We start from the raw sequence: 26,329 nt of genomic DNA on the forward strand, positions 1-26,329 counted from the left end.
GCGCCGGGCCGCGATGCCGCGGCACCGGCGCCTTCGCACAGGCGAGGGCTGTCGCCCTCGTCCGGGCTCACTTCATCTTCACGTCCGGCTCGTCCTTCTTGCCCTTGTTCTCGGGGATGAAGGGGCTCCACGGCTGGGCCTTGACCGGGCCGGGCGTCTTCCACACCACGTTGAACTGGCCGTCGGCCTTGACCTCGCCGATGAACACGCTCTTGTGCAGGTGGTGGTTCTTCTCGTCCATCTTGCTGACGATGCCCGACGGCGCCTTGAAGGTCTGGCCGGCCATGGCGGCGATCACCTTGTCCACGTCGGTGCTCTTGGCCTTCTCCACCGCCTGCTTCCACATGTTGATGCCGATGTAGGTGGCCTCCATCGGGTCGTTGGTCAGCGGCTTGTCCTTGTGGCCGGGCAGGTTCTTGGCCTTGGCGTAGGCCGACCACTTCTTGATGAACTCGGTGTTCTCCGGGCTCTTGATCGACTGGAAGTAGTTCCAGGCGGCCAGGTGGCCGACCAGCGGCTTGGTGTCGACGCCGCGCAGTTCCTCCTCACCCACCGAGAAGGCCACCACCGGCACGTCCTTGGCCTTCAGGCCGGCGTTGCCCAGCTCCTTGTAGAACGGCACGTTGGAGTCGCCGTTGATGGTGGAGATGACGGCGGTCTTGCCGCCGGCCGAGAACTTCTTGATGTCGGCGACGATGGTCTGGTAGTCGGCGTGGCCGAAGGGGGTGTACTTCTCGTCGATGTCCGAGTCCTTCACGCCCTTGCTCTTCAGGAAGGCGCGCAGGATCTTGTTGGTGGTGCGCGGGTAGACGTAGTCGGTGCCCAGCAGCACGAAGCGCTTGGCGCCGCCGCCGGCCTTGCTCATCAGGTACTCCACCGCGGGGATGGCCTGCTGGTTGGGCGCCGCGCCGGTGTAGAACACGTTCTTGCTCAGTTCCTCGCCCTCGTACTGCACGGGGTAGAACAGCAGGCCGTTGTTCTCCTCGAACACCGGCAGCACCGACTTGCGGCTGACGCTGGTCCAGCAGCCGAAGACGACGGCCACCTTGTCCTGCGTGATCAGCTGCTTGGCCTTCTCGGCGAACAGCGGCCAGTTGGACGCCGGGTCGACGACCACCGGCTCCAGCTTCTTGCCCATCACGCCGCCCTTGGCGTTGATTTCCTCGATGGCCATCAGCACGGTGTCCTTGAGCACCGTCTCCGAGATCGCCATGGTGCCGGACAGCGAGTGCAGCACGCCGACCTTGATGGTGTCGCTCTGGGCGTGGGCGAGGCCGGGCAGGCCGAAGGCGCAGGCCGATGCGGCCAGGGCAAGGGTGCGGCGGGTGAATTTCATGGGCGGAGGCTCCTGTGGACGCTCGGGTCTTTGGCGGGGTGATCGCCCGTCGCAGCGGTCCGGGGCGGACCGGCGGCGGGATGGCCAGGAGACTAGGGGCGACAGCAGCCACCGCCTATACGCAAGGTGGCGTAGGCAGGCGTTGCCCGGCCGGTGAGGCGGGCGGCGTCGGAAGCATGACCGGCGGCGGCGCGGTCGTCAGTACGTCGATCGACGTACACCCCGGCCGGGATGGTCAGTTCAGGGGCAGCGGGCCGTCGCTGGCCACGACCAGTTGTTCGACCAGCACCGCGTCCAGCGGCGCGACCTGCCGGCGCATCAGGTAGTCGTCGAACTCCTCGTGCAGCGCGTCCTGCAGCCGCGCCACGCCCGCCGCGCCGCGCAGGCCCTGCGCGGTGCTGCCGCCCACCACGCCCACCGCCACCGCCTCCAGCGCCGGCATCAAGGCCCGCACCCGCGACAGATCCGCGCTCGCCGCCGGCTGCAGGGTCAGCTTGACGCTGACGCGGCCGCCGTCGATCAGCTGCGTGCGCAGCTCGCGCATGCCCAGCCAGGGCGGACTGGCCGGCCCCGACGCTGCCGAGGCATGCCACAGCCAGCCGGCCAGCACCGCGCCGCACAGCGCCGCCGGCAGCAGCAGCAGCCGCAGCAGGAAGCGCCAGTCGTCGGCGGCGGGTCGGGTGGCGGCAGGCGTGGTCATGCGACGGCGGTGGGCTGGAGCGCGCGCAGTGTCCGGAACACCGCCGCGCGGCCACAAGGCAGTAGTTGTCGCCGCCGCTGTCATGCCTGTATCAGAAGGCATCGGCGGCGCTAGCGCCGCGCCGCGGGCGACAGCCGCCAGACGGTGTTGCCGACGTCGTCGGCGACCAGCACGCCGCCCCGGCCGTCCACCGCCACCCCCACCGGCCGGCCGCGGGCCCGGCCCTCGGCGTCGAGGAAGCCGTCGAGCAGCACCTGCGGCCGCCCGATGGGTCGACCGTCGGCGAAGGCCACCTGCACCACCTGGTAGCCGCTGTGCGGCCGGCGGTTCCACGAGCCGTGCAGGCCGATCACCGCGCCCGCCGGCTGGAAGGGCGGCGGCAGCACGCCGGCGCCGACGAAGGCCAGCCCGAGTGGCGCCACGTGGTTGCCCAGGGCGTAGTCCGGCACCAGGGCCGGGCCGGGCGCGGGCGGCCAAGGGGGTTGCTGGACGCGGTCATCGACCCGGTCACCCCAGTAAGTCCAGGGCCAGCCGTAGAAGCCGCCGGCCTGGACCCGGGTCAGGTAGTCCGGCACCAGGTCGCTGCCCAGTTCGTCGCGTTCGTTGACCACCGCCCACAGCGCCCCGCTGCCGGGTTCGAAGGCCAGGCCGACCGGGTTGCGCAGGCCGCTCGCGTGCAGCCGCTTGGTGCCGCTGGCCACGTCGATGGCCCACACCGCCGCGCGGCCGGCCTCGGCCTCCGGCCCGCGCTCGCCGACGTTGCTGTTCGAGCCGACGCCGGCGTAGAGCGTGCGCCCGTCGGGGCTGGCCACCAGCGTCTTCGTCCAGTGGTGGTTGACCGGCCCGCCGGGCAGGTCGGTGACCGGCTCGCCCGGCCCGTCGAGCCGGGTCGCACCGGGCCGCCAGGTGAAGCGGCGCACGCCGTCGGCGTTGGCGACGAACAGCCGGTCGCCGACCAGCGCCATGCCGATCGGCGAGTGCAGCCCGGTGAGGAAATCGTGGCGCTGCTCGGCCCGGCCGTCGCCGTCGGCGTCGCGCAGCAGGCTGATGCGGTCGGCGCTGGCGACACCGGCGCCGGCCAGGTCCATCACCCAGGCCATCACGCGGCCGCGCAGGCCCTCGGGCGCCTTCGCCGGCTTGTTCGATTCGGCCACCAGCACGTCGCCGTTGGGCAGCACGTGCAGCCAGCGCGGGTGCGCCAGCCCGGCGGCGAAGGCCTGCACCACCAGGCCGGCGGCCGGGCGCGGCGCCTGGCCCTCGGCCCAGCCCACCGCGCGGGCGACGTGCACCGTCGGCACGAGGCCCCGCCGCGGCTCGGCCAGCTGCGGCCGCGGGCCGGTGTCCTCGCCCTGCCGCAGGCGGCCGGTGTCGCCGCAGCCGGCGACGAGCAGCGCGGCCGTCAGCAGCGCGAGCACCGGCGCCGTGCCGGCTCGGCGGCGTCGAGCGGAGGGTGTGAAGGCGGTCATGCGGTCGGCTCCGTCGGCATGAAGGGAGCGAGCTTGGCACACTGCCCCCAATGCACCGCGATCCCCCCGCCGACCTCACCGCCGACGCCCCGCTGGCCATGGCCCGGCGGCGCATCGCGGACTGGCAGGCCCGACTGGCGGCGCAGGGCCGTGGGCTGCGGCCGCCGCCACCCGAGCCGCAGGGCTGCTGCGGTCGTGGCTGCAACGGCTGTGTCTGGGAGGGGTACTACGCCGCGCTCGGCTGGTGGGAGGAGGACGCCGCGGCCGCACTCGACGGCGGCGCGGCGCCCGCGGCCTGAGGCGGCCGGTGGCGGCTCAACGGTTCGCCGAACCGTCCGCCGGCGAATGCGGGTTGCCGCTGAGGTTCTGCGCGTCCAGGCCACGGTCCGGCGATTCGCCCACCTGGGTCAGGCCGTCGCCCACCTCCAGCAGGTCCTCGATCACCAGGCGGCCGTAGTGCTGGGCGCGGCTGGCGCCGTGGGCCTTGACGATGGACGCCACCCGCTGCGCGTCCTCACGCCGCTTGGCCGGCACGACGAGGAAGCTGGCACCCTGCTCGGCCATGCGCCGGTGGGCCTTGACGAGGTTCAGTTCCTGGCCGATGGCCGCCAGCGGGCTGGCCTGGCCGATGTCGATGTCGGCCTGGGCGATCATCTGCTCCGGGGTGTAGCGGGCGGGCTCGGCGAAGCCGGCGCCGGTGAGCGCGTCGGCGGCGGAACGCTGGTCCTCGGCCTTGGCGAAGGCGACGACCACATGGCCCTCAGGCTTGAAGACGCCGGCCGACACGGGGCGGTCTTGTGCTTGCATCCGGATTCCTCCAGGGAGCGCGGCCGATCCGGCCGCCGTGCCCCGATGGTGGACCGCATGCCGCGGGCGGTCAGGCCCGCAGCCCGCATTCATGGTGTCAGCCGGCGCCGACACCGGCGGCGGCGCTCAGCCCGGGTCCGACCAGAGGCGGTCGAGGTCCTGGAAGCCCCAGCCCTCGGCCGGCTCGACGCCGACGATGGCGTCGCGGCAGCCGGGCCGGTCCAGCTCCAGCAGCACCGGCGGGATGCGCAGGTTGGACCGCAGCGAGTAGAAGACCTTGACCAGCGGTCGCTGCAGCGCGCTGGGCCGCTGCTCGCACACCACCGCCAGGCGCTGCGACTCCAGCCGCACCAGCGTGCCCACCGGGTAGATGCCCACCGTGCGCACGAAGGCCTTGAACACCGCGGGGTCGAAGTGGCCCTTCCACTGCGCCATGCGGCGCAGCGACTCGCCCGGGTCCCAGGCGGTCTTGTAGGGCCGGTTGGAGGTGATGGCGTCGTAGACGTCGCAGACCGCGCCCATGCGGGACAGCAGCGAGATGCCGTCGCCGGCCAGGCCGTGGGGGTAGCCCGAGCCGTCCATCTTCTCGTGGTGGTGCAGGCAGACGTCGGCCGCCGCCTCGTCGACGTGCGGGCTCTCGCGCAGCATCCGCCAGCCGCGTTCCGGGTCGCCTCGCATGATGGCGAACTCGGCGTCGGTGAGCCGGCCCGGCTTGTTCAGCACGTCCAGCGGCATCAGCGCCTTGCCGAGGTCGTGCAGCAGCCCGGCCAGGCCGGCCTGGCGCACCGCGTCCTCGCCCTGGCCCATCTCGCGCGCGAGGCCCACCATCAGCGCGCACACCGCCACCGAGTGCAGGTAGGTGTACTCGTCCTGCCGGCGCAGTCGCACCAGGCCAAGGAAGGTGCCGGCGTCCTCCTGCAGCGACTGGCTGATCTGGTCGACCAGCGGCAGGCAGGCGCCGCCGTCGATCACCTTGCCCAGGCGCACGTCGGCGAAGAGGCTGGTCACCGCCGACTTGGCATGGTCGCGCAGCGCCAGCGCGCGTTCGCGGGCCGTGCCGCTGCGAGGAGGCCGCGCGGCCACGGACGGCGGTGGCGCTGGCGAAGCCGGCGCTGCCGCGGGCGGCTCCGCCACGGCGCCGGGCTGGCCGGCGGCGGGCGGCTCGGACACTGCGGCGGGCGTCGGGCCGGCGACGTCGTCGCCGCGGGTCAGGTCGATCCAGACCTCGGCGATGCCGCTGTCGTGCAGCACCTGCACCTCGTCCTGCGTGGCGAGCCGGAACGATCGGCGCCAGAAGGGGTGCTGCAGGTAGGAGCCCTCGATGCGGGCGAGGTACATGCCGGGCCGCAGCGCGGCGGTCGGGATCTTCTTGAGCATGGTCCGTCCGGAGCGGTCGATCCGCCCCCGTAACGTCCGCACACTATCGAATTTCGGCGCGGCCCGGCAGCGAGAATTACGCGTCTTTCGTGATTTCGCTCAGCAGGACGCCTGCCATTCGGTCAGCAGTGCCTGCACCACCTGGTGCCCGTCTTCCCGGGCACGGGCGATGAGCTGCTGCACGTTGCCGTCGTTCACCCGCTCGTGGCCGAGCCCGCGCTTGAGCGCCTGGTAGATGTCCTCGATCTCGTCGCCCGAGGCGCTGCCGGCGGGCGGCGTCTGCGGCGCGTCCTTCAGGCCATGGACGTCGTAGGGTTGCACGGGTTGCTGCATGGTGAAGCTCCGGGGGTTGGGTCCCCGTCCACGGGGCAAGGGCCGTTCCCCGCACCCGGTGGGCGGACCGGGGGCACGGTCCACCCCGGTGTTCCGCCATTGGGACGATGCGTTCCGCCGCCCCGGCTTTATCCACCGCCCGCGGCCGCGCAGACTGCATGCCATGCGCCGCACCCCGCGGCGCCTTGACCAGGAGCGACGCGTCATGATCGAACTGAGAGCCGGTGCCGACCGCGGCCATGCCGACCACGGCTGGCTGAAGTCGCAGCACTCCTTCTCCTTCGCCGACTACCACGACCCGCAGCACATGGGCTTCGGCCCGCTGCGCGTGATCAACGAGGACCGGGTGGCCCCCGGCATGGGCTTCGGCACCCACGGCCACCGCGACATGGAGATCGTCAGCTACGTGCTGGAGGGCGAACTGGCCCACCAGGACAGCATGGGCAACGGCTCGGTGATCCGGCCGGGCGACGTGCAGCGCATGAGCGCCGGCACCGGCGTGCGGCATTCCGAGTTCAACCACGCCAAGGACCGCACGACGCACTTCCTGCAGATTTGGATCGAGCCGGCCGAGCGGGGCATCGCACCGGGCTACGAGGAAAAGCACTTCCCCGAGGCCGCCAAGCGCGGCCGGCTGGCACTGCTGGCGTCGCCCGACGGCGGCGAGGGCAGCGTGACGCTGCACCAGGACGCGCGGCTGTACGCCGGGCTCTTCGACGGCGACGAACGCGCCTCGCTGCAACTGGCGGCCGGCCGGCTGGGCTACGTGCACCTGGCACGCGGAACGCTCACCGTCAACGGTCGGGCGCTCGTCGCCGGCGACGCGCTCAAGCTGGCCGGCGAGCCCGAATTGCGGCTGGAGGCCGGCGACGGCGCCGAGGTGCTGGTCTTCGACCTGCCGCGCTGACCCGGTCCTCCACTTCTTCTGTTTCCTACCCCTCACGCAAGGAGCGTTTCATGGCCAAGGTATTGGTGCTGTACTACTCGTCCTACGGACACGTCGAAACCCTGGCGGAGGCGGTGGCCGCCGGCGCCCGGGAGGCCGGCGCGGACGTGGCCCTCAAGCGCGTGCCCGAGCTGGTGCCCGAGGACGTCGCCAAGCAGGCGCACATGAAGCTGGACCAGGCGGCGCCGATCGCCACCGTCGACGAGCTGCCGCAGTACGACGCCATCATCTTCGGCACACCGACCCGCTTCGGCATGATGGCCGCGCAGATGCGCAACTTCCTCGACCAGACCGGCGCGCTGTGGGCCAAGGGCGCGCTGATCGGCAAGGTGGGCAGCGTCTTCGCCAGCACCGCCACCCAGCACGGCGGCCAGGAGACGACCATCACCAGCTTCCACACCACGCTGCTGCACCACGGCATGGTGATCGTCGGCACGCCGTACTCCGACGCCCGGCTGACCGAGATGAAGGAGGTCAGCGGCGGCACGCCCTACGGCGCCACCACCCTGGCCGGCGGCGACGGCTCGCGCCAGCCCAGCGAGAACGAACTGGGCATCGCGCGGCAGCAGGGCAAGCACGTCGCGGCGATCGCCGCGAAGTTGGCCGCTTAAGCCGACGCCCGCAGCGCGGACCAGACCTTCTCCGGCGTCAGCGGCATCTGCAGCCGGGACGCCGCCTCCGCCCGGCCCTCGCGGGCCAGCGCGTCGATCACCGCGTTGACCACCGTCGGCGTGGCGCCGATGGTGCCCAGCTCGCCGACGCCCTTGACGCCCAGCGGGTTGGTCACCGATGGGACGGAGGTGTCGAACGCCGTCTTGAAGTCGCGGAAGCCGTCCACCCGGGGCATGGCGTAGTCGAGGAAGCTGGCGGTGTTGAGCTGCCCGCTGCCCTCGTCGTAGACCATCTGCTCGCACAGCGCCTGGCCAATGCCCTGCACCGCGCCGCCCTCGATCTGGCCCTTGACGATGGTCGGGTTGACCACGTAGCCGATGTCGTTGACCGAGGCATAGGCGACCAGTTCGACGACCCCGGTGGCGGGGTCGATCTCCACCTCGCCGGCATGGCAGGCGTTGGGCCAGGACGGGCCGGTCACCTTGGTCGTCGCGTCCATGGTGAACTGCGCGCCGGGCTGGCGGGCGGCCAGCTCGAACAGGTCGATGCCGAGGTCGGTGCCGGCGACGGTGAAGCGGCCGGCGCGGTATTCGATGTCGGCCGGCGGCGCCTCCAGCGCCTCGCCGGCGAGGCCCTTGGCGTGTTCCACCGTGCGCTCGGCCGCCACCTTCAACGCGGAGCCGCCGATGTACAGCGAGCGCGAGCCGGCGCTGCCGAAGCCGTTGGCGCGGTCGGTGTCGCCCTGCAGGATGCGGATGCGCTCGATCGGCACGCCGAAGACGTCCACCGCCAGCTGCGCGTAGCTGGTGGCGATGCCCTGGCCCATCGGCATGGTGGCCGAGGTCAGCTCGATGAAGCCGTCGGCGGCGACGCGCACGTCCACCCGCTCCTCGAAGGCGTTGCCGCTGGTCCATTCGAGGAAGGTCGACACCGCCCGGCCGCGCAGCCTGCCGCGGGCGGCCGACGCCGCCCGCCGGGCCTCGAAGCCGTTCCATTCCGCCAGCGCCAGGCCCTGGTCGAGGATCTGCTCGAAGCGGCCCACGTCGTAGGTCATCTTCATCGCGTTGGTGTAGGGCATCTGCTCCGGCCGCACCAGGTTGCGACGGCGCAGCTCGGCGGGGTCGAGCTGCAGCCGGCGCGCGGCCTCGTCCATCAGCCGCTCGATCAGGTAGATGGCCTCGGGCCGGCCCGCGCCGCGGTAGGCGCCGGTGGGGGCCCGGTTGCTCAGCACGCTGGTGAAGCGCAGGTCGATGGTGCGGATGTCGTAGACGCTGGTCGACACCCACGGCCCGACGAGCATCTGGATGGCCATGCCGGTGGCGGTGCCGTAGGCGCCGACGTTGGCCAGCGAGTGCACCCGCAGCGCCAGCACCTTGCCGTCGGCGTCCAGCGCCAGTTCGGCGCTGCCCTCGACGTCGCGGCCGTGGGCGGCGGAGACGAAGTCCTCCAGCCGCTGCGCCTGCCACTTCACCGGCCGGCCGACCGTGCGCGCGGCATGGGCGATGACCAGGTCCTCGGGGTAGGCCCCGCCCTTCATGCCGAAGCCGCCGCCGACGTCGCCGACCACCACCCGCACGTCCTCCGTCTTCAGCCCCGGCAGGTGGCCGACCACCGCGTCGCGCAGGGCGGTCGGCATCTGGCTGGAGGCGCGCAGGGTCAGCCGGCCGTTGTCCAGCCAGGCCAGCGTGCTGCGCGGCTCCATCGGGCTGGGCGCCAGGCGCTGGTTGACGATGTCGAGCTTGACCGTGAGCGCGGCGGCGTCGAAGGCCGCCTGCGCGGCCGCCGGGTCGCCGTGGCGCATCTCGGCGGCGATGTTGTCCGGCGCGTCGGGGCACAGCGCCGGGGCGCCGGAGGCGAGGGCCTGGCGGGTGTCGACCACCGCCGGCAGTTCCTCGTAGTCCACCATCAGCAGCGCGGCCGCGTTGCGCGCCTGCTCGGCGGTCTCGGCCACGACGGCCGCCACCGCCTCGCCGACGTAGCGCACCACCTCGTGCGCCAGCGGATGGCGCGCCGGGCTGGCCAGCGGCCCGCCGTCCGGTCGTCTGAAGGGCGCGCCGTTGACCATCGGCTTGACGCCCGCGGCCACGAGGTCGGCCCCCGTGAAGACGGCGATCACCCCGGGCAGGTCCTGCGCCGAGGCGGCGTCCACGCCCAGCACCCGGGCGTGGGCGTAGGGGCTGCGGGCGAAGGCCAGGAAGGCCTGGCCCGGCAGCACGTGGTCGTCGGTGTAGCGGCCCTCGCCGCGCACCAGCGCCTTGTCCTCGATGCGGGCGACCGGCTGGCCGCTGCCGAACCGGGTCGAGTCGTCGATGCCGGGCGTGCCGGTGGTCGTCGTGCTCATGCCGTCACCTCCCCGGCCATCAGCTTGGCCGCGCGCTGCACGGCGGCGACGATGTTGACGTAGCCGGTGCAGCGGCAGAGGTTGCCCTCCAGCGCCTCGACCACCTCCTCGTCGCTGGGGCTCGGATTGCGCTGCAGGAGGTCGACCGCGCTCATGATCATCCCGGGGGTGCAGAAGCCGCACTGCAGGCCGTGGCAGTCGATGAACGCCTGCTGCACCGGGTGCAGCGCGCCGCCCGTGGCCAGGCCTTCGACGGTGGTGACGGCGCTGCCCTCGGCCTGCACCGCCAGCACGCTGCAGCTCTTCACCGCCTCACCGTCCATCAGCACGGTGCAGCAGCCGCACTGGCTGGTGTCGCAGCCGACGTGGGTGCCGGTGCGGCCGAGCTGGGCGCGCAGCAGTTCGACGAGCAGTTGCGACGGTTCGGCGGCGGTCTCGACCGGCTGGCCGTTGAGGGTGAAGCGGATCGGGGTGGTCATGCGGGCGGGCCAAAGGCTGGCGGGTGGGCGTGCCGCGATGCTAGCGGCAGTACGGCCCGTGCGCTGAACGACAGCTGGAAGTGGCGGCGACCCCCGTCGGGAACGTCGATTGCGGCGTCGCCATCCCGACCGTCACATCCCGGAGCGCTGCATGGCCGACGACATCCTCCACAAGCCCCTCAACCAGCAGGTGATCGTGATCACCGGCGCCTCCAGCGGCATCGGCCTGGCGACCGCCCGCATGGCGGCGCGCGAAGGCGCCCGGCTGGTGCTGGCCGCGCGCAGCGAGCCGGCGCTGCAGCAGATCGCCGACGAGCTCTCCGCGCTGCCCGCCTGCGAGGCGGTGGCGGTGGCCTGCGACGTCGGCCGGCGCGAGGACGTGGACCGCGTCGCCGCCACCGCGCTGGAGCGTTTCGGCCGCATCGACACCTGGGTCAACGACGCCGGCGTGGCGATCTACGGCCGGCTGGAGGAGGTCAGCGAGGCCGACAGCCGGCGCCTGTTCGACACCAACTTCTGGGGCGTGGTCAACGGCTCGCTGGCCGCGCTGCCGCACCTGCGCCGGCACGGCGGCGCGCTGGTCAACGTCGGCAGCGAGGTGTCGGACGCGGTGATCCCGCTGCAGGGCATGTACAGCGCCTCCAAACACGCGGTGAAGGGCTTCACTGACGCCTTGCGCGTCGAGGTGGAGGTGGTGGAGCGCGCACCGCTCAGCATCACGCTGATCCAGCCCACCGCGGTGGACACGCCCTACCCGCAGCACGCCCGCAACTACATGGACCGCGAGCCCAAGCTGCCGACGCCGCAGATCGACCCGGAGGACGTGGCGCGGGCCATCCTCAAGGCGGCGACCCACGGCGGGCGCGACGTCAAGGTGGGCGCGATGTCCACGCTCGACACCCTGGCCAGCAAGGTCATGCCCGGCGTGGCCGACAAGATGGCGGCGCTGCAGGACGACCGGCAGCAGGCCGACGAACCGCCGCGAAACCCGGAGGGCGCGCTGTTCCGCCCCAGCGGCGGCGGCACCGAACGGGGACGGGGTGGTGCCCTGCACCACTGACCGCACCGGTGTCAAGCCCGCCGGCTACAATCGCGGGCTTGGCTGCGCCACAGGCGTCGCCCGGTCCGTCGATTGACATCACCCTGACGGGCCCCATGTGACGGCATGTGACCGCATGTCAGAGGAGCGCCGATGGCGAAGGAAGAACTGATCGAGATGAGCGGCGTGGTGGACGAGGTCCTGCCGGACTCGCGCTACCGCGTGACGATGGACAACGGCCATCAGCTGGTGTGCTACAGCGCCGGCAAGATGAAGAAGAACCACATCCGCATCCTGGCGGGTGACCGGGTGTCCCTGGAACTGTCGCCCTACGACCTGACGAAGGGCCGCATCACCTTCCGCCACCTGGACCGCTCCGGCCAGCCCTCCGGGCCGCGCCGCTGACCACCGTCCGCCCCCCGCGCCCACGCCGGCCCTCCCCGCCATGACGGGAGACGAGCGCCAGGCGTCGGTGCCCGAGGCGTTCGCCGCGCTCTACCGCGACCCCCGCGGCCGGCTGACCCTCCCCGTCCGAGCGCTCGACGAGCGCCACGAGCTCTGCGAAGACCTGGCCCAGCACCTGGTCGCCTCGGCGCAGGGCCTGCACCACGACACCGGCCTGCCGCGCGAGGAAGTGCTGCAGCGCATTACCGCCGGGCTGGCGCAGCCCGACTCCGGCCTGTCCGCCGACGAGGCCCGTTGGACGGTGGGCCGCCTGGGCGAACTGCTGCGCTGGCCGTCCGCGCCGCCCGCCACGTAGGGCGGGTCAGCGCGCCGCCGGGCGGCGCCGTTCCAGTTCCCGCTGCAGCCCCGCCGGCAGCCGCGACAGCAGCCAGCGCAGCGCCAGCGGCAGCAGCACGAGGTCGTCGACCACGCCGAGCACGGGGATGGCGTCGGGCAGCAGGTCGACCGGCGACAGCAGGTACAGCGCCAGCAGCAGGCTGCCGCCCTTGAACCAGGCCGGCGTCGCCGGATGGCGCCAGGCGCGCCACAGCCGCCCGGCATCGCCGCGCAGCAGCGTCCACCACAGGGTCAGTCGCTTTTTCCACATGGGCCGGTCTCCGGGTCGAAGGGTCGGGCCTCGTCAGGTGGTGCCGCCCAAGTCGGCGGCAAGGGCCGGTGCGTCACTGGCTGTCCACCCGCGGGTTGGACGGACTGCCGCGCACGCCGCCGGGGTCGCTCGGGTCGCCCCGATCGGCCGCGGCCTTGTCCTGCGCGCGGCGCGACACGCCGAAGCCCTCTCGGTTGTTGTCCAGCGCGTCGTCCTCCTGCGTCTCGGCGCGCTCGGTGTCGCGGTCGCGCGGCGCGTGAGCCGGCTTGCGGGCCGGGTCGGCTTCCTGCGCCGCAGGCGAGGGGCGGTCAGACGAGGGGCGGGGCGGGTTCAGGTTGGCCATGCGGACGTCCGTTCGGGGTGGTCCCAAGGCCGGGCAAGGGCCGTTCCCCGTCGCCGACAGGGCCTTCGCCCGGCCCCGGCTACCAGCCCAGCAGCCAGCGCTGGCCCTTGTAGTTCATCACCGCCGACCGCAGGCGGATCTGCTCCAGCACCAGCCCCGGCGCCACCGTGTCGCGCTCGCGCAGCACCTGACCGTTGAGCACCAGCATGCGCTGCGACGGCTGCTCCGAGTACATCGCCCCGCCCACCGACAGCGCGGGCAGTTCGCGGCGCAGCGCCTCCGGCAGCTCGGCCAGCGAGGGCAGGCGCTCGGCCGAGGGTGCGGACGCCGCCGGCGCGGCGGGGGCCACGGCCGGCGACGTGGGCGACGGCGCGGCCGCCGCGGCGGGCGGATTGGACAGGGGCGCCGGCGTCGGCACCGGGGTTGTCGCCGCGGGCGACGGCGCCGGGGCCGGCCGTGCGACGGGCGCCGCCGGGGCGCACCGGCGGCGGCGACGGTGCCCTCGGCATCGCCGGCACCGGTGGCGGTACCACCCCCGGCGGCGCGACCGCGGCGGGAGGCACGGGCGCCGGGGCAGGCACCGGCACCGGCGGCGACGCGGGCGGCGGCTCCGGCGGCCCGGCGCCCACGACCGGTGCCGGCGCCTGCGGCGGCTGCGCCCACCAGGCGCCCAGGCCGGCGGCGACGAGCAGCGCCCCGGCCGCGCCGACCCAGCGCCACGCCGGCCGGGGCCGCGGCGTGGTCAGGTCGTCCTCCGGTGCCGGCAGCGACTGCTGCGCCTGCAGGTCGGGCACGCCGCCGCGACGGCGTTCCGCCTCGGCACGCTTCAGGGCCTCCAGCACATAGGACATCGCCGAAGATCCCTAGTCCAAGCGCGGCTCGGCGACGCCGGCCACGCGGTTGAGTTGCATCAGCGTCACCGGCCCGGCGACGCCATCGACCGTCAGCCCCTGCGCGGCCTGAAAGTCGCGCACGCGGGCCTTCAGCCCCTCGCCGGCGTCGGCGGGGGCGGACGTGCCACCCGCCGGCGGCGGCAGGTGATCGGCCACCCAGCGCGACCAGGCGGTGCTGAGCGCGCCCTCGGCATACCCGGGCGGCGACTTCCACAGCGTCAGCAGGTCGCCGCGCCACTGCGCCTCGAAGCGGGCCAGCGGCCAGGCCTGGCGGCCGTCGCGTCCCTGCAGCAGCACCTGGCCGGGCGGCAGACCGACCAGCAGCGCGCGCAGCGGCGGGCCGTCGCCCGGCTGCAGGGTGACCAGCGCCGGCCGCGACAGGCGGCGCAGCAGCGCCAGGTCGGCGTCGGCACGGCGGAAGCACTGCAGCGCCTGGCCGGCCAGCGCCGCACAGTCGGGCGAGCCTTCCGGTGCCTGCGGCAGCCAGCCGGCCAGCAGCGCGCGCCAGGCCTCGTCCTCGGCCGCGAAGCCGTTGAAACCGGCCGTCGCCGAGGCCGCCGAGGGCGACGCGGCAGCGGGCGTGGACGCGGCGCGTGGCGCCACCGCCGCGGCCGGCGCCACCGGTTCGGCGCGACGCCAGCCGGCGGCGCCGCCCAGGCCCAGCACCGTGCCGACGCCCAGACCCACCACCCCGGCCAGCGCGGCCCAGGCAACGGCCGGGCGCCAGCGGTCGGCGCGGCGGCGCCGCGGCGCGGCCGGCGGCCGGTCGAACACCTCGGCCGCCGCCTTGTCGACCACGGCCGCGTCCACCACCGCCTGGCCGGTGGCGTAGGCGCCCAGCAGCGCCCGGTCGGCCAGCAGGTTCAGGCGCCGCGGCACGCCGCCGGTGAGCGCGTGCAGCCGCTGCAGCGCCGGCTTGTCGAAGGGCAGCGGACCGGTCAGCCCGGCCACCGTCAGCCGGTGCCGCACGTAGCGTGCGGCCTCCTTCAGCGACAGCGGCTCCAGGTGGTAACGCGCGATCACCCGCTGCGCCAGCTGCTCCAGCTCGGGCCGCGCCAGCAGCGTGCGCAGCTCGGGCTGGCCGATGAGGATGATCTGCAGCAGCTTGCGCTCCGCGGTCTCCAGGTTGGTCAGCAGGCGCAGCTGCTCCAGCACCTCGGGCGCCAGGCTCTGCGCCTCGTCGATGATGAGCACGTTGTTCTGCCCCACCGCATGCGTGCGCAGCAGGAAGGCGTTCAGCGCGTCGACCTGGCCCTTCAGCCCCGGCTGCTCGGGCATGGGGATGCGGAACTCCTCCAGCACCGTCTGCAGCAGCTCGCCCGCCGACAGCCGCGGGTTGAAGACATAGGCCACGTTGCAGCGCTTGGGCACCTGCTCCAGGAAGGCGCGGCACACCGTGGTCTTGCCGGCACCGATCTCGCCGGTGAGCAGCACGAAGCCGCCGCCGCCCTTGACCCCGTAGAGCAGGTGCGCCAACGCCTCGCGGTGGCGCTCGCTCATGTAGAGGTAGCGTGGGTCCGGCGCGATCGAGAAGGGTTCCTGGGCGAGGCCGAAGAACGCGGTGTACATGGGCGGCGAGCATAGCCCGGGGCCGGCGGCCGCCCGGCGACGTCGCGGAGGCGACGGGCCGGACGGCCGGGGTTGCCCACAATCCGCCGCCATGGGAACCCTCACCCTCGTGCGCCACGGCCAGGCGTCCTTCGGCGCCGACGACTACGACCGGCTGAGCGAGCTCGGCCATCGACAGAGCGTGCGGCTGGGCGAGCACTTCCGCCGCCGCGGCCTGGTGTTCGACGCGGTGCTCACCGGCACGCTCAAGCGCCACCGGCAGACGCTGGCCGGCATCGCCGAGGGGCTGCAGGCCGAGCTGGTGCCGCTGGTCTGGCCGGGACTGGACGAGTACCGGCCGGAAGCGCTGATCGCCACCGTGCACGCCGCCCCGCTGAAGAAGCCGACCAACGCCGACGAGGTGCGTCACCACTTCCGCCTGCTGCGCCAGGGTCTCGCGGCCTGGATGGAGGGCCGGGCCGAGCCCGAGGGCATGCCGTGCTGGGCCGACTTCCTCGCCGGCGTGACCAGCGCGCTGGACCATGTGCGCGCACGCCACCATGGCGCCCAGGTGCTGGCGGTGTCCAGCGGCGGGCCGATCTCGGCGGCGGTGGCGCAGGTGCTCGGTGTGCCGGCCGCCGGCTGCATCGAGCTCAACCTGCGCATCCGCAACACCGGCGTCAGCGAGTTCGTCTTCACGCCCACCCGCCACCAGCTGCTGTCGTTCAACGGCATCGCCCACCTGGACGACGTGCCGGACTGGGTCACCTACGCCTGACCGCGGATGGCCAGGACCTTCGACGCCTCGGCCCGCCTCCGCGACACCGGCCTGACGCGGAAGCGCCCGTTCCCATGACCCCCATGCCCACCGGACGTCCCTTCGTCCCCGCGTTCCCGATCCGCGGCCTGGACGACGTGCGCCGCCTGGAGTCGGTGCCGCTGGCCGAGGCGGTGCCCGCGCGCAGCACCCACGCGCTGTTCGTCAACAGCGCGGCGGCCTTCGGCGAGCGGACGGCGATCACCTTCCTGCGCACCGCCGACGACCCGCAACCCGTCACGCTGAGCTACGCCGCGCTGCTGGACGGCGTGCACCGGATGGCCAATGCGCTGCACGCCCTCGGCCTGCAGCCGCAGCAGGCGGTGTCGGTGCTGCTGCCCGCCTGCCCGCAATACCACCTGGCGCTGTGGGGCGGCGAGGCCGCCGGCATCGTGCAGCCGCTGAACCCGCTGCTCAGCCTGGACAAGCTGGCGTCGCTGATGAACGCCGCCGGCAGCCGGGTGCTGGTCGCCTGGGGCGCCGATGACGAGGCCGGGTACTGGTGCAAGGCGCTGGCGCTGCGCGAGCGCGTGCCCACGCTGCACACCGTGCTGCGGGTGGCCCCGCCGGGCGAGGCGCCGGGGTCGGCGCCGCGGCCGGACGGCGTGCTCGACCTGGACGACGCGCTGCGCGCCCAACCCGGCGACCGCCTGGTCGGCGGCCGCGTGATCGATCCGGAGGACACTGCCGCGCTCTTCCACACCGGCGGCACCACCGGCGCGCCCAAGCTGGCCCGCCACAGCCACCGGGCGCAGGTCTTCACCGCCTGGGCCTGCGTGCAGATGCAGGGCCTGCGCGCGGGCGACGTCTCGCTCAACGGCTACCCGCTGTTCCATGTCGCCGGCGTGCTGGCGGCGGCGCTGCCGTCGTTCGCCGCCGGGGTCCAGGTGGTTATCCCCACGCCCACCCTGATGCGCAACCGCGAGGTGCTGCGGGGTTGGTGGCGGCTGGTCGAGCGCTTCCGCCCGACCGCGCTGTCGGCGGTGCCGACCGTGCTGGCGGCGCTGACCGAGGTGCCGCTGGACGGGGCGGACATCTCCTCGATCCGCTACTGCCGCACCGGCGCGGCGCCGCTGTCGCCGGAGCTGGCGGCACGCTTCGAGCGCCTGTTCGGCCTGCACGTGCACGAAAGCCTGGGCATGACCGAGATGGCCGGCATCTCCACCATCACCCCGCCCGGTGTGGTGGGGCCGGCGGGCTGCGTCGGCTGGCGCCTGCCGTATTCGCGGCTGCGCATCGTGGCGCTGGACGCCAACGGCGGGGCCGGCGACCGCGACCTGCCGCCCGGCGAGACCGGCGTGGTGCTGTTCCGCTCGCCCAACCTGTTCTCCGGCTTCGTCGACGAGGCGGACAACGCCCGCGCCTTCACCGCCGACGGCTGGCTGGTCACCGGCGACATGGGCTGGCTGGACGACGAGGGACGGCTGCACCTGACCGGCCGGGCCAAGGACCTGATCATCCGCAGCGGCCACAACATCGACCCCAAGGTGATCGAGGACGCGCTGGAAAGCCACCCGGCGGTGAACCTGGCCGCCGCCGTCGGCGCACCCGACGCCTACGCCGGCGAGGTGCCGGTGGCCTTCGTCACGCTGCAGCCGGGCGCCGAGGTGGACGAGGCGACGCTGCTGGCGCACGTGGCCGCCCGCGTGGACGAGGGGCCCGCCCGGCCGAAGCGGGTGACGGTGCTGCCCGCCCTGCCGGTGACCCAGGTGGGCAAGATCTTCAAGCCGGCGCTGCGCCAGCAGGCGGCCCTGGCCACGGTGCGCGACCGGCTGGCCACGCTGTGGCAGGCCGAGGCGCCGACCACCGCACCACCGCCCGAGGTCGACGCCGACGGACCCGACGGCCTGCTCGTGCGGCTGGCCGCCGACCTCGAGCCCCGGCTGGCGGAAGCGGTGGCCGATGCCGTCGCGCGGCTCGGCGTGCGCCACCGCATCGTCACCGACTGACGGCGACGCCCCCACGTCCAGGAGACCTGCATCGTGCAGCGCCTGGCGCAGGCCGTGGCCGCGATGGCGCAGGCGCGCGACGTGCGCGAGCGCGTCGTCGCCGTGGGCCGCATCCCGCCGGCCGACACGGCCGAAGGCGTGCAGACCGCCCACCGGCGCAACGCGCCGGTGTGGGAGGCGCCGGTCACGGCCTCGGGCGCGACGCTGGATGGAACAGCAGCGCCCACGCCGCGGCGACGTCGCCCAGCGGCGGCTGCCGCACCACCACGCCCGCGCGCTGCGCCTCGCGCAGCGCATGCCGCAGGTCGGCCGGCAGCGTGCGGCGGTCGTGCACGTCGACGTCGTGCGGCTCGCCGTCGCTGAGCAGCACCAGCACGGGCTGCCGCGACGGCCCGGTCGTGGCCGCCGCGGCCCGACGCAGCACCCGCGTGCCGTGGCGCACCGCCGTCCCGAGGCGGGTGGACCAGGCGCTGCGCAGGCCCGCCGCGCGGGCCGCGACCTCCGGCGACGCGGCCGGCTCGTCGAACGACTTGACGGACACCCAGCGCAGGTCGTGCCGGGTGTTGGACGCGAAGCCGGCGATGGCGCAGCGCTGGCCGGACCGCTCCAGCGCCTGGGCCAGCGCGAGCGCACTGCCGCGCAGCGCCTGCAGCACCGTGGTGCCGGCCGCCCAGCCGCCGCGCCGGCGGCCGGCCGCGGGCAGCGGCTCGACGGTCGACGCCGAGGTGTCGACCAGCAGCAGCACGTCGAGCCGCGGCGGCCGCGGGCGCGGCACCCGGTACAGCCGCTCGCCGCCGCCGCGGCCGAGGCGGCGTTCGATGGCGGCGTCGAGCCAGGCGCCCCAGTGCGGCACCTCACCGTCCTCCTCCCGGCGCCAGGGGCCGCTGCGGTCCGTCGCGCGCCCGGCCGGCAGCACCGGCCACGCCAGGCCCGCCGCATCGCCCACCGGCGCCTCGCGTTCGCGCACCGTGCACCACTGGGGCCGCAGGCCGCCGATGCGCCAATCCCATTCGGGGTGGCGGTGCACGCGCACGACGGGTGCGTCGTCGGGCGCCGCCTCGTCCAGCGGGCCGGGGGCGCCGGCGGCGTCGGTGCGCGAGGGCCCGGCGGCGGGCGGCGGCGGCGCGTCGGCCGGCACCTCGATCGGCTGGCCGAGCTCCGGCGGCACCGTCCACAGGTGCGCGTTGTCGTCGCGGTAGCCCGGCTGCGGCCGGTAGCGGTCGGCGGCGAAGCGCAGCCGCATTTGGCCCAGGTCGCGGCCGAGGTCGCGGGCGATGGCCGGCAGCGCCTCGCGCGGCGGGAGGCCGTCCACCGCCGCGGCCTCGAACAGCGACCGGCCCTTCGCGACCCAGTGCGCCGGGTCCTCGACCGCGGGATCGAGCAGCGCCTGCGACAGCCGCAGCAGCAGCGCCTCGACCGAGGGCAGGCCGTCGCGCAGGCCGGGCCAGGCCCGCACCGCCTCGCCATGCCAGCCACGCCACTGGCGCAGCAGGCCCGGCGAGGCCACGGCGGCGAGGCGCTCGACGCGCACGTCCTCCAGCACGCCCAGCACCGCCTGCGTCATCGGCCGCAGGCCACGCTCGAAGGGTGCGCCGCCATGGCGCACATGCGCCGCGACATGGGCCAGCGCCGCCTGGCGCCAGGCGCCGTCGAAGGCGCCGGCCTCGGCCGGCCACCACACGGTGCCGGCCTCCAGGTGCGGTGCCGTCGCGCGCCGCCCCGGGGGCAGCGGCTTCAGCGGCGGCGGCTCGGCGTCCAGTCCCTTCAGGTAGGCGCGGCCGGTGCGCAGCGTGGCGTCATGGCCAGCAGGCATCCACCAGCCCCTGCAGCGCCTCGGCCAGCGCCGGGTCGTCGGTCAGCGGCTGCACGATGGCCAGGTCGCAGGCGCGCCGCGGCGACAGGCCCTGGCCGATGAGCTGCGCCGCGTGCACCAGCGTGCGGGTGGAGGCGCCCTCCTCCAGCCCCTCGTCGCGCAGGCGCCGGGTGCGGGCCGCCAGCGCGACCAGGCGTTCGGCGACGTCCGCCTCGACGCCGCCTTCCCGCATCACGATCTGCTGCTCGTGCTCGGGCCGCGGCGGTGCGAACGACAGCGCGCAGAAGCGCTGCCGGGTCGAGGGCTTCAGGCTGCGCTCGAAGCTCTGGTAGCCGGGGTTGCAGGACACCACGAGCTGGAAGTCGGCATGCGCCGCGACCAGCTCGTTGCGCTTGTCGATCGGCAGCAGCCGGCGGTTGTCGGCCAGCGGGTGCAGCACGACGGTGGTGTCGGCCCGCGCCTCGGCGATCTCGTCCAGGTAGCAGATCGCGCCGTGGCGCGCCGCCAGCGTCAGCGGCCCGTCCTGCCAGCGGGTGCCGTCGGCCTCGAGCAGCCAGCGGCCGACCAGGTCGGCGGCGCCCAGGTCCTCGTGGCAGGCGACCGTGACCAGCGGCAGCTTCAGCCGCCAGGCCATGTGCTCGACGAAGCGCGTCTTGCCGACGCCGGTCGGGCCCTTCAGCAGCACCGGCAGCCGGCGCGCGTGCGCGGCCTCGAAGACCTCGACCTCGTCGGCCTGCGGGGTGTACCAGGGCGCGTCGGTCAGGCGCCAGGCGGCCAGCGGGTCGGGCGCGACCGCCGGCCGGGGAACGGCGTTCACGGCGACAGCCGGCGCGGTGTCAGCGATGCCCCAGCGTCGCCGGGTTGGGGATGCCGTCGATCGGGCATTCCTCGGTGCCGACGGTCGAGCGGGTGATGGCCTCGACCTGCTTGCGGGTGGCCTCCGGGTCGGCGATCCACTTCGAGTAGAAGTCGTAGGGGCAGGCCGCCACGCCGGTGTCGCCCTCGCCCGAGTTGATCTTGCCGGTGTAGCCGCGGTGCAGCAGCTTGAACAGGTGGTTCTCGCTCTGCGCGTTCTTGCGGAAGTCGCGGATCAGGCTCTTGCTGAGCGCGGCGTACTGGATGCCGTAGTCCTCCTCGCCGCATTCGCCCAGCGTGCGGCCGTCGAAGCCGACGATGGCGCTGTGGCCGAAGTAGCTGTAGACGCCGTCGAAGCCGGCGGCGTTGGCCACCGCCACGTAGACGTTGTTGGCCCAGGCCATGGCCTTGGCCATCAGCACCTGCTGGTCCTTGGCGGGGTACATGTAGCCCTGGCAGCGCACGATCAGCTCGGCGCCCTTCATCGCGCAGTCGCGCCAGATCTCGGGGTAGTTGCCGTCGTCGCAGATGATGAGGCTGATCTTCAGGCCCTTCGGGCCTTCCGACACATAGGTGCAGTTGCCCGGGTACCAGCCCTCGATGGGCACCCACGGCATGATCTTGCGGTACTTCTGCACCACCTCGCCCTGGTCGTTCATCAGGATGAGCGTGTTGTAGGGCGCCTTGTGCGGGTGCTCCTCGTGCTGCTCGCCGGTGAGCGAGAACACGCCCCACACCTTGGCCTTGCGGCAGGCCATGGCGAAGACCTCGGTCTCGGCGCCCGGCACGGTGGACGCGGTGTCGTACATCTCCTTCGAGTCGTACATGATCCCGTGCGTCGAGTACTCGGGGAAGATCACGAGGTCCAGGCCGGGCAGGCCGAGCTTCATGCCCTCGATCATCTTGGCGATGTTGCGCGCGTTCTCCAGCACCTCGGCCTTGGTGTGCAGGCGCGGCATCTTGTAGTTGACGACGGCCACGCCGACGGTGTCCGCGCTGCTGGAAATGTCGCCGTGCATCATGGTGGACCGCTCCTCTGTCTTGACGGGCGGCCATTGTTGGAACGGCGCGGCGCACCGGCCCATACGTCGATCGACGTAGCGGCGCGGCGCCGCCGCGGGTCAGCGCGCCTTCTTCTTCAGCGCCTCGGGCTTGTGGATGGCGGTCCTGCCGGTCTTGTCGCTCTTCACCTCGAACTGCGGCTCGCCGCTGCTGGCCTTGGCGGTGTGGCCGCCGGCCTTGGCCTTGCCCGTGACCTTGCGCACGACGGTGCCCTCGGTCTCGCCTTGGGAGGTGTTCCAGCGCACGGCATCGCCGGGCTTGAGCGAATCGGACGTTGAGCGGGCCATGGCGGACGACGGTGGAGCCTCGATGCGGCTGCGGCGGCAAGCGGCGTTCCCCGGGGCGCTGCCGCGACAATCGGCACCGCTGCCCCATCGACCATGAACGCGCCCCTTCCCGACCCCGCCACCCTGGACCCGGCCCTGCGGTCGTTGTCCGCCGTGCGCGAGCGCCTGGCCGCGGCCGGCGCGCGGCCCGCCCATGCCGACGCCGTGCTGCGCCGCTGGCTGGGCGCCGTCACCAAGCGGCGCGACGAGCACTGGCTGCCGGCCGGCGTGCGCGCCGGGCTGCCGGCGCTGCTGCAGGGGCTGGACGGCCTGGCCCGGGTGCGCGACGAGCACCCGGCGGCGGACGGATCGAGCCGCCTCTTGGTGGCGCTGGCCGACGGGCAGACGGTGGAGTCCGTGCTGCTGCCGCGCGACGGCGTCTGCGTGTCCAGCCAGGTCGGCTGCGCGGTGGGCTGCACCTTCTGCATGACCGGCCGCGGCGGCCTGCTGCGCCAGCTCGGCAGCGCCGAGATCGCCGCGCAGGTGGTGCTCGCGCGCCGCCGCCGGCCGCTGCGCAAGGTGGTGTTCATGGGCATGGGCGAGCCCAGCCACAACCTCGACGCGGTGATGGAGGCGATCGAGCTGCTGGGCACCGTGGGCGGCATCGGCCACAAGCAGCTGGTCTTCTCGACCGTCGGCGACGAGCGCGCCTTCCGGCGGCTGCCGCAAGGACCGGTGAAGCCGGCGCTGGCGCTGTCGCTGCACAGCGTGCACGCCGAACGCCGGGCGGCGCTGCTGCCGCAGGCGCCGCGCTGGGCGCCGGCCGAACTGCTGGGCACCGCGCTCGGCTACGCCGAGTCCACCGGCCACCCGCTGCAGGTGCAGTGGACGCTGATCGAGGGCGTCAACGACGGCGAGGACGAATGGCGGCCGCTGCTGCCGCTGCTGCGCGGGCGGCGAGCGGTGCTCAACCTCATCCCCTACAACCGCGTCGACGGCGTCGACTTCCGCCGCCCGGACGCCGAGCGGCTGCGCGCGCTGGTGCGCCGGCTGCACGCGGGCGGCGTGCTGACCAAACTGCGCCAGTCCGCCGGGCAGGACGTGGACGCCGGCTGCGGCCAGCTGCGCGCCCGTGACCTGGCCGATCCCCAGCGGGTGCGGCAGACCGCCGCCGGTCGCACCCGCCTGCCCCCGGTCGTGGCCGCACGCTGAAGCGGCGCCGGCGGCATGAACACCTCCTCGACGGGCTTCCAGCGCCGGGTGCCGCTCGTCATGGCGGCGGCGTTCTTCCTGCTGCTGCTGGACGGCGCCATCCTCAACACCTCGCTGCCGGCGATGGCGGCCTCGTTGCAGGCGCGGCCGCTGGCGATGAGCGCGGCGGTCACCGTCTACCTGCTCGCCGCCGGCGCGGTGCTGCCGGTGTCCGGGTGGGTGGGCGACCGCTGGGGTCTGCGCCGCGCGGTGGTGCTGTCGCTGGGCGTGTTCACGCTGGCATCCGGCTGGTGCGGGGTGGCGCAGACGGCACCGCAGCTCATCGCCGCCCGGGTGCTGCAGGGCGCCGCCGCCGGCCTGCTGATGCCGCTGGCGCGCACGCTGGCCTTGCGCGGCACCCGGCCGCAGGACCTGATCGGCGTCACCGCGCTGCTCACCTGGCCGGCGCTGTTCGCGCCGGTGCTGGGCCCGCCGCTGGGCGGCCTGGTCACCACCTATGCCTCCTGGCGCTGGAACTTCTGGCTCAACCTGCCGCTCGGCCTGGCGGCGGTGGTGCTGATGCTGCGCTGGGTGCCGGCCGACGGGCCGGGCCGGCGCCGGCCGCTGGACGGCGCGGGCGCGATCGGCGCCGCGGCTGCGCTGGTGCTGCTGCTGGGCGGCATGGAAGGCCTGGCCCACGCGCGTGACCTGCCCGGCGCCGGCGCCGCCTCGCTGGCGGCTCTGGCGCTGGGCCTGCTGACCGGGGCCTGGACGCTGCGGCACCTGCGGCGCACGCCGCATCCGCTGGTGAGCCTGGCGCCGCTGGCGCGGCGCAGCTTCGCGGTGGCCACGGTGGCCGGCGGCACCTTCGCCAGCATGTGCCTGCAGGCCACGCCCTACCTGCTGCCGCTGATGTTCCAACTCGGCTTCGGCCTCAGCGCCGCGGCGGCCGGCGCCCTGCTGCTGCCCTACTTCCTCGGCAACCTCGGCATCAAGACGGTCACCACCCCGCTGCTGCGGCACTTCGGCTTCCGCCGCCTGATGCTGGGCGCCGGCGTGTGCTGCGCGCTGACCATCGGCGCCTGTGCGCTGCTCGACGCCGACACGCCCTACACCTGGCTGGCGGTGCTGCTGGTGCTGGCCGGCGCCTCGCGCTCGGTGCTGCTGACCGCGCTGAACACGCTGACCTTCGCCGACGTGCCGGAGGCCGAGCGCGGCGCGGCGGCCACGCTGTCCACCGTGTCGATGCAGGTGTCGACGGCGCTCGGCGTGGCGCTCGGCACGCTGGCGCTGGTGGCCGCCGCCTGGCTGGCCGGCCGGCCGGGCAGCGGCTCGCCGGTCAGCGCCGACTTCCGCGTCGCGTTCGTCGTGCTGGCGGTGGTGTGCGCGCTGGCCGTGCTCGGCTTCCTGCGCCTGCACCGCGACACCGGGCTGGCGGTGACGGGCCAGGCGGCGGGCGACGCCTAGAACGTCACCGTCACCGACGCTGCGCTGCGCCTGGCCGGCCCGTGGTGGACGGCCTCGATGTTGTTGCCGTCGGGGTCCAGCACGAACGCGGCGTAGTAGCCCGGGTGGTAGGGCCGCTCGCCGGGGGCGCCGTTGTCGCGGCCGCCATGGGCCAGCGCGGCGGCGTGGAAGGCCTCCACCATCGCCCGATCCCGGGCCTGGAAGGCCAGGTGGTGGCGGCCGGTGAGCCGCCCCTGCGCCGCCTCGCTGTCGGCGCTGGAGACGAACAGCTCGTCGGCCCAGAAGTAGGTCTCGGCGCTGCCGCCGAGCGGCACGCCGAGCACCCCAAGCACCGCCTCGTAGAAACGGCGGCTGGCGCCGAGGTCGCGCACCACCAGCTGCAGGTGGTCGATCAGCCGGCCGCGGTGAAGTTCGGACGTCTCCATGGCGCACTCCATCGGGTGGGTGGCCATGCTACCCAGGCGTCGTCCGGTGGGCACCGTTCTTGGTGTTACAGGGCCTGCGCCGCTTCGCGGTAGCCTGCGCGCCTCGCTGACCCCCACACGTCGACACGCCGAAGATGATGAGAAGTTCGAGACCGGTGGCCTTCACGACGCATGGCCGGCGCGGCAGGCGCCGCGGTGTGCCGCGTTGGCTGGTGCTGCTGGGCACCGGCCTGGTCGCCGGCGTGGTGGGCACGGTCGTCGTGCAGGAGCGCTACCTGCCCGAACGCCTGTCGGCCGCCGAGAGCGCGGCCCTGCGCGAGGCCTACGAACGCGCCGAGTCCGAGCGCCAGCGCCTGGACGGCGAACTGCAGGCGACCGCCGCGCGGCTGCAGACCACCCAGGCCGACCACCAGCGCCTGACCGGTGAACGGGACGCCGACCGGCGCACGGTGACCGAGCTGCGCGGCACGGTGGCCGCCCTGGCGGCCGCACTGCCGCCCGACCCGCGCGGCGGCCGGGTGCAGGTGCGCGCGGCCACCATCCGCGCCAAGTCGGGCCAGCTGCAGTACGACCTGGTGCTGTCGCGCGGCGGCGCCGCCGACAAGCCGCTGAGCGCGGTGCTGCAGCTGGTGCTGGACGGCCAGCCGGCGAACGGCGGCGAAGCCCGCGTCAAGCCCCAGCCGGTGGAGCTGACGCTGGACAACGTGGAGAGCGTGCGCGGCGCCCTGCCGCTGCCCGAGGGCTTCGAGCCCCGGCTGGCCACCGTGCAGGTGCTCGACCGCGCCGACGGCAACGCCTTCGGCATGCGCGTCATCCACGTGAAGTGAGGCCGCCGGCCCGTGACCGGCCCGCGGCCGGCACGGGTTCAGTGGCTGATCATCCAGGGCCGTTTGGACGGGAAGGCCTTGGCGCCGTTGGCGGCGCGCACGGTCGCGCTGCGCGCGCCGGCGGCCGAACAGCAGCCGCAGCCCGACGGGTGCTTCAGCCGCTGGTAGTCGCCCGAGCGCTTGGGCTCGTGGCGGGCCCGCTCGTTGACGTCCATCGCGGTGCGGGTGGTGCCGTCCAGCAGCCCGAGCCGCGGCGCGCTGGCGAACACCCGCGGCGAGGCCGCCCCGCAGTCCGGGCAGGCGGCCGGCTCGTCGCGGGCCGACAGCGCGCGGAAGGCGTCGAAGCCGCCGTGGTCACGGCAGGCGTAGTCGTAGGTCGGCATCGC

29 protein-coding genes are annotated in these 26,329 nt (G+C 74.1%); 11 read left to right on the forward strand and 18 right to left on the reverse strand.

The window, feature by feature from the left end; all coding sequences use genetic code 11:
- Nucleotides 1–67 precede the first annotated feature (67 nt).
- The 3 genes from urtA to LRS07_RS20775 all read right to left on the reverse strand — a co-directional run bounded on the left by urtA (nt 68) and on the right by LRS07_RS20775 (nt 3,502).
- The gene (gene urtA / locus LRS07_RS20765; protein WP_260499813.1) at nt 68–1,336 is read right to left on the reverse strand and encodes an urea ABC transporter substrate-binding protein; all 1,269 of its coding nucleotides are present in this window, start codon (nt 1,334–1,336) and stop codon (nt 68–70) included.
- Between the two features lie 235 nt (nt 1,337–1,571).
- Nucleotides 1,572–2,036, reverse strand: a complete 465-nt coding sequence (locus tag LRS07_RS20770; RefSeq protein ID WP_260499814.1) for a flagellar basal body-associated FliL family protein — start codon at nt 2,034–2,036, stop codon at nt 1,572–1,574.
- 110 nt (nt 2,037–2,146) lie between these two features.
- Complete coding sequence (locus LRS07_RS20775; RefSeq protein ID WP_260499815.1) at nt 2,147–3,502, reverse strand: PQQ-dependent sugar dehydrogenase; 1,356 nt, start codon at nt 3,500–3,502, stop codon at nt 2,147–2,149.
- Between the two features lie 50 nt (nt 3,503–3,552).
- On the opposite strand from LRS07_RS20775, the gene LRS07_RS20780 reads away from it, so the two are divergent.
- A complete protein-coding gene (locus LRS07_RS20780) occupies nt 3,553–3,801 on the forward strand; it encodes an oxidoreductase-like domain-containing protein (protein ID WP_409450572.1) in 249 nt (82 codons plus the stop codon).
- A 16-nt stretch (nt 3,802–3,817) separates the two neighbouring features.
- Here LRS07_RS20780 and LRS07_RS20785 read toward each other — a convergent pair whose 3' ends face one another.
- From LRS07_RS20785 to LRS07_RS20795, 3 genes are all read right to left on the reverse strand, one after another.
- Nucleotides 3,818–4,309 carry a hypothetical protein gene (locus LRS07_RS20785; RefSeq protein WP_260499816.1) on the reverse strand — a complete coding sequence of 164 codons (492 nt, stop codon included), beginning with the start codon at nt 4,307–4,309 and terminating at the stop codon, nt 3,818–3,820.
- 126 nt (nt 4,310–4,435) lie between these two features.
- Nucleotides 4,436–5,686, reverse strand: coding sequence for a cyclic di-GMP phosphodiesterase (locus tag LRS07_RS20790; RefSeq protein WP_260499817.1), 1,251 nt, complete (start codon nt 5,684–5,686; stop codon nt 4,436–4,438).
- A gap of 99 nt (nt 5,687–5,785) precedes the next feature.
- Nucleotides 5,786–6,019 carry a hypothetical protein gene (locus LRS07_RS20795; RefSeq protein WP_260499818.1) on the reverse strand — a complete coding sequence of 78 codons (234 nt, stop codon included), beginning with the start codon at nt 6,017–6,019 and terminating at the stop codon, nt 5,786–5,788.
- A gap of 205 nt (nt 6,020–6,224) precedes the next feature.
- Between LRS07_RS20795 and LRS07_RS20800 the strand changes: the two genes are divergently transcribed.
- Entirely contained in the window at nt 6,225–6,926 is a 702-nt protein-coding gene (locus LRS07_RS20800; RefSeq protein ID WP_260499819.1) for a pirin family protein, read from the forward strand.
- Between the two features lie 50 nt (nt 6,927–6,976).
- Complete coding sequence (gene wrbA / locus LRS07_RS20805; protein WP_260499820.1) at nt 6,977–7,576, forward strand: NAD(P)H:quinone oxidoreductase; 600 nt, start codon at nt 6,977–6,979, stop codon at nt 7,574–7,576.
- On the opposite strand, the gene LRS07_RS20810 is transcribed toward wrbA, so the two are convergent.
- Together LRS07_RS20810 and LRS07_RS20815 are read right to left on the reverse strand one after the other, a co-directional pair.
- Nucleotides 7,573–9,918, reverse strand: a complete 2,346-nt coding sequence (locus LRS07_RS20810) for a xanthine dehydrogenase family protein molybdopterin-binding subunit (protein ID WP_260499821.1) — start codon at nt 9,916–9,918, stop codon at nt 7,573–7,575. The genes wrbA and LRS07_RS20810 overlap by 4 nt on opposite strands.
- Nucleotides 9,915–10,397 carry a (2Fe-2S)-binding protein gene (locus tag LRS07_RS20815; protein ID WP_260499822.1) on the reverse strand — a complete coding sequence of 161 codons (483 nt, stop codon included), beginning with the start codon at nt 10,395–10,397 and terminating at the stop codon, nt 9,915–9,917. The genes LRS07_RS20810 and LRS07_RS20815 overlap by 4 nt, the downstream gene beginning before the upstream one ends.
- 151 nt (nt 10,398–10,548) lie before the next feature.
- Here LRS07_RS20815 and LRS07_RS20820 point away from each other — a divergent pair, with 151 nt between their 5' ends.
- The 3 genes from LRS07_RS20820 to LRS07_RS20830 all read left to right on the forward strand — a co-directional run bounded on the left by LRS07_RS20820 (nt 10,549) and on the right by LRS07_RS20830 (nt 12,196).
- A complete protein-coding gene (locus LRS07_RS20820) occupies nt 10,549–11,457 on the forward strand; it encodes an SDR family oxidoreductase (RefSeq protein WP_260499823.1) in 909 nt (302 codons plus the stop codon).
- A gap of 132 nt (nt 11,458–11,589) precedes the next feature.
- A complete protein-coding gene (infA, locus tag LRS07_RS20825) occupies nt 11,590–11,841 on the forward strand; it encodes a translation initiation factor IF-1 (RefSeq protein ID WP_260499824.1) in 252 nt (83 codons plus the stop codon).
- 40 nt (nt 11,842–11,881) lie between these two features.
- On the forward strand, nt 11,882–12,196 hold the full coding sequence (locus tag LRS07_RS20830) for a hypothetical protein (RefSeq protein ID WP_260499825.1): 315 nt from the start codon (nt 11,882–11,884) through the stop codon (nt 12,194–12,196).
- Nucleotides 12,197–12,202: 6 nt separating this feature from the next.
- Here LRS07_RS20830 and LRS07_RS20835 read toward each other — a convergent pair whose 3' ends face one another.
- The 4 genes from LRS07_RS20835 to LRS07_RS20850 form a co-directional block, all read right to left on the reverse strand.
- Nucleotides 12,203–12,487 carry a YkvA family protein gene (locus LRS07_RS20835; RefSeq protein WP_260499826.1) on the reverse strand — a complete coding sequence of 95 codons (285 nt, stop codon included), beginning with the start codon at nt 12,485–12,487 and terminating at the stop codon, nt 12,203–12,205.
- Between the two features lie 73 nt (nt 12,488–12,560).
- A complete protein-coding gene (locus LRS07_RS20840) occupies nt 12,561–12,830 on the reverse strand; it encodes a hypothetical protein (RefSeq protein ID WP_260499827.1) in 270 nt (89 codons plus the stop codon).
- Nucleotides 12,831–12,909: 79 nt separating this feature from the next.
- On the reverse strand, nt 12,910–13,179 hold the full coding sequence (locus LRS07_RS20845) for a general secretion pathway protein GspB (RefSeq protein ID WP_260499828.1): 270 nt from the start codon (nt 13,177–13,179) through the stop codon (nt 12,910–12,912).
- 514 nt (nt 13,180–13,693) lie between these two features.
- On the reverse strand, nt 13,694–15,292 hold the full coding sequence (locus tag LRS07_RS20850; protein ID WP_260499829.1) for an ExeA family protein: 1,599 nt from the start codon (nt 15,290–15,292) through the stop codon (nt 13,694–13,696).
- Nucleotides 15,293–15,383: 91 nt separating this feature from the next.
- Here LRS07_RS20850 and LRS07_RS20855 point away from each other — a divergent pair, with 91 nt between their 5' ends.
- Both LRS07_RS20855 and LRS07_RS20860 read left to right on the forward strand, forming a co-directional pair.
- Nucleotides 15,384–16,049, forward strand: coding sequence for a histidine phosphatase family protein (locus LRS07_RS20855; protein WP_260499830.1), 666 nt, complete (start codon nt 15,384–15,386; stop codon nt 16,047–16,049).
- Nucleotides 16,050–16,123: 74 nt separating this feature from the next.
- Entirely contained in the window at nt 16,124–18,037 is a 1,914-nt protein-coding gene (locus tag LRS07_RS20860) for an acyl-CoA synthetase (RefSeq protein WP_260499831.1), read from the forward strand.
- A gap of 184 nt (nt 18,038–18,221) precedes the next feature.
- On the opposite strand, the gene LRS07_RS20865 is transcribed toward LRS07_RS20860, so the two are convergent.
- The 4 genes from LRS07_RS20865 to LRS07_RS20880 form a co-directional block, all read right to left on the reverse strand.
- A complete protein-coding gene (locus LRS07_RS20865) occupies nt 18,222–19,850 on the reverse strand; it encodes a nitric oxide reductase activation protein NorD (RefSeq protein ID WP_260499832.1) in 1,629 nt (542 codons plus the stop codon).
- Entirely contained in the window at nt 19,834–20,667 is an 834-nt protein-coding gene (locus tag LRS07_RS20870; protein ID WP_312028332.1) for a CbbQ/NirQ/NorQ/GpvN family protein, read from the reverse strand. The genes LRS07_RS20865 and LRS07_RS20870 overlap by 17 nt, the downstream gene beginning before the upstream one ends.
- A 19-nt stretch (nt 20,668–20,686) precedes the next feature.
- Nucleotides 20,687–21,727 (reverse strand): aliphatic amidase, encoded by a 1,041-nt coding sequence (locus LRS07_RS20875; protein WP_260499833.1) that lies wholly within the window; start codon nt 21,725–21,727, stop codon nt 20,687–20,689.
- Nucleotides 21,728–21,826: 99 nt separating this feature from the next.
- A complete protein-coding gene (locus LRS07_RS20880; RefSeq protein ID WP_260499834.1) occupies nt 21,827–22,054 on the reverse strand; it encodes a hypervirulence associated TUDOR domain-containing protein in 228 nt (75 codons plus the stop codon).
- A 93-nt stretch (nt 22,055–22,147) separates the two neighbouring features.
- On the opposite strand from LRS07_RS20880, the gene LRS07_RS20885 reads away from it, so the two are divergent.
- Together LRS07_RS20885 and LRS07_RS20890 are read left to right on the forward strand one after the other, a co-directional pair.
- Entirely contained in the window at nt 22,148–23,245 is a 1,098-nt protein-coding gene (locus LRS07_RS20885; protein WP_260499835.1) for an RNA methyltransferase, read from the forward strand.
- 15 nt (nt 23,246–23,260) lie between these two features.
- A complete protein-coding gene (locus LRS07_RS20890) occupies nt 23,261–24,691 on the forward strand; it encodes an MFS transporter (protein ID WP_260499836.1) in 1,431 nt (476 codons plus the stop codon).
- On the opposite strand, the gene LRS07_RS20895 is transcribed toward LRS07_RS20890, so the two are convergent.
- Nucleotides 24,688–25,116, reverse strand: a complete 429-nt coding sequence (locus LRS07_RS20895) for a VOC family protein (protein ID WP_260499837.1) — start codon at nt 25,114–25,116, stop codon at nt 24,688–24,690. The two genes, LRS07_RS20890 and LRS07_RS20895, sit on opposite strands and share 4 nt — an antisense overlap.
- 197 nt (nt 25,117–25,313) lie before the next feature.
- Between LRS07_RS20895 and LRS07_RS20900 the strand changes: the two genes are divergently transcribed.
- Nucleotides 25,314–25,943 (forward strand): hypothetical protein, encoded by a 630-nt coding sequence (locus LRS07_RS20900; RefSeq protein WP_260499838.1) that lies wholly within the window; start codon nt 25,314–25,316, stop codon nt 25,941–25,943.
- Nucleotides 25,944–25,981: 38 nt separating this feature from the next.
- Here LRS07_RS20900 and LRS07_RS20905 read toward each other — a convergent pair whose 3' ends face one another.
- A complete protein-coding gene (locus LRS07_RS20905; protein WP_260499839.1) occupies nt 25,982–26,326 on the reverse strand; it encodes a zinc ribbon domain-containing protein in 345 nt (114 codons plus the stop codon).
- Between the last annotated feature and the right edge of the window lie 3 nt (nt 26,327–26,329).

Source organism: Aquabacterium sp. J223, from assembly GCF_024666615.1.
GTDB lineage: Bacteria > Pseudomonadota > Gammaproteobacteria > Burkholderiales > Burkholderiaceae_C > J223.

Coding starts and splice junctions, on each gene's coding strand:
- urtA (WP_260499813.1), bottom strand. CDS start 1,336: ATGAAATTCACCCGCCGCACCCTTGCCCTGGCCGCATCGGCCTGCGCC.
- LRS07_RS20770 (WP_260499814.1), bottom strand. CDS start 2,036: ATGACCACGCCTGCCGCCACCCGACCCGCCGCCGACGACTGGCGCTTC.
- LRS07_RS20775 (WP_260499815.1), bottom strand. CDS start 3,502: ATGACCGCCTTCACACCCTCCGCTCGACGCCGCCGAGCCGGCACGGCG.
- LRS07_RS20780 (WP_409450572.1), top strand. CDS start 3,553: ATGCACCGCGATCCCCCCGCCGACCTCACCGCCGACGCCCCGCTGGCC.
- LRS07_RS20785 (WP_260499816.1), bottom strand. CDS start 4,309: ATGCAAGCACAAGACCGCCCCGTGTCGGCCGGCGTCTTCAAGCCTGAG.
- LRS07_RS20790 (WP_260499817.1), bottom strand. CDS start 5,686: ATGCTCAAGAAGATCCCGACCGCCGCGCTGCGGCCCGGCATGTACCTC.
- LRS07_RS20795 (WP_260499818.1), bottom strand. CDS start 6,019: ATGCAGCAACCCGTGCAACCCTACGACGTCCATGGCCTGAAGGACGCG.
- LRS07_RS20800 (WP_260499819.1), top strand. CDS start 6,225: ATGATCGAACTGAGAGCCGGTGCCGACCGCGGCCATGCCGACCACGGC.
- wrbA (WP_260499820.1), top strand. CDS start 6,977: ATGGCCAAGGTATTGGTGCTGTACTACTCGTCCTACGGACACGTCGAA.
- LRS07_RS20810 (WP_260499821.1), bottom strand. CDS start 9,918: ATGAGCACGACGACCACCGGCACGCCCGGCATCGACGACTCGACCCGG.
- LRS07_RS20815 (WP_260499822.1), bottom strand. CDS start 10,397: ATGACCACCCCGATCCGCTTCACCCTCAACGGCCAGCCGGTCGAGACC.
- LRS07_RS20820 (WP_260499823.1), top strand. CDS start 10,549: ATGGCCGACGACATCCTCCACAAGCCCCTCAACCAGCAGGTGATCGTG.
- infA (WP_260499824.1), top strand. CDS start 11,590: ATGGCGAAGGAAGAACTGATCGAGATGAGCGGCGTGGTGGACGAGGTC.
- LRS07_RS20830 (WP_260499825.1), top strand. CDS start 11,882: ATGACGGGAGACGAGCGCCAGGCGTCGGTGCCCGAGGCGTTCGCCGCG.
- LRS07_RS20835 (WP_260499826.1), bottom strand. CDS start 12,487: ATGTGGAAAAAGCGACTGACCCTGTGGTGGACGCTGCTGCGCGGCGAT.
- LRS07_RS20840 (WP_260499827.1), bottom strand. CDS start 12,830: ATGGCCAACCTGAACCCGCCCCGCCCCTCGTCTGACCGCCCCTCGCCT.
- LRS07_RS20850 (WP_260499829.1), bottom strand. CDS start 15,292: ATGTACACCGCGTTCTTCGGCCTCGCCCAGGAACCCTTCTCGATCGCG.
- LRS07_RS20855 (WP_260499830.1), top strand. CDS start 15,384: ATGGGAACCCTCACCCTCGTGCGCCACGGCCAGGCGTCCTTCGGCGCC.
- LRS07_RS20860 (WP_260499831.1), top strand. CDS start 16,124: ATGACCCCCATGCCCACCGGACGTCCCTTCGTCCCCGCGTTCCCGATC.
- LRS07_RS20865 (WP_260499832.1), bottom strand. CDS start 19,850: ATGCCTGCTGGCCATGACGCCACGCTGCGCACCGGCCGCGCCTACCTG.
- LRS07_RS20875 (WP_260499833.1), bottom strand. CDS start 21,727: ATGATGCACGGCGACATTTCCAGCAGCGCGGACACCGTCGGCGTGGCC.
- LRS07_RS20880 (WP_260499834.1), bottom strand. CDS start 22,054: ATGGCCCGCTCAACGTCCGATTCGCTCAAGCCCGGCGATGCCGTGCGC.
- LRS07_RS20885 (WP_260499835.1), top strand. CDS start 22,148: ATGAACGCGCCCCTTCCCGACCCCGCCACCCTGGACCCGGCCCTGCGG.
- LRS07_RS20890 (WP_260499836.1), top strand. CDS start 23,261: ATGAACACCTCCTCGACGGGCTTCCAGCGCCGGGTGCCGCTCGTCATG.
- LRS07_RS20895 (WP_260499837.1), bottom strand. CDS start 25,116: ATGGAGACGTCCGAACTTCACCGCGGCCGGCTGATCGACCACCTGCAG.
- LRS07_RS20905 (WP_260499839.1), bottom strand. CDS start 26,326: ATGCCGACCTACGACTACGCCTGCCGTGACCACGGCGGCTTCGACGCC.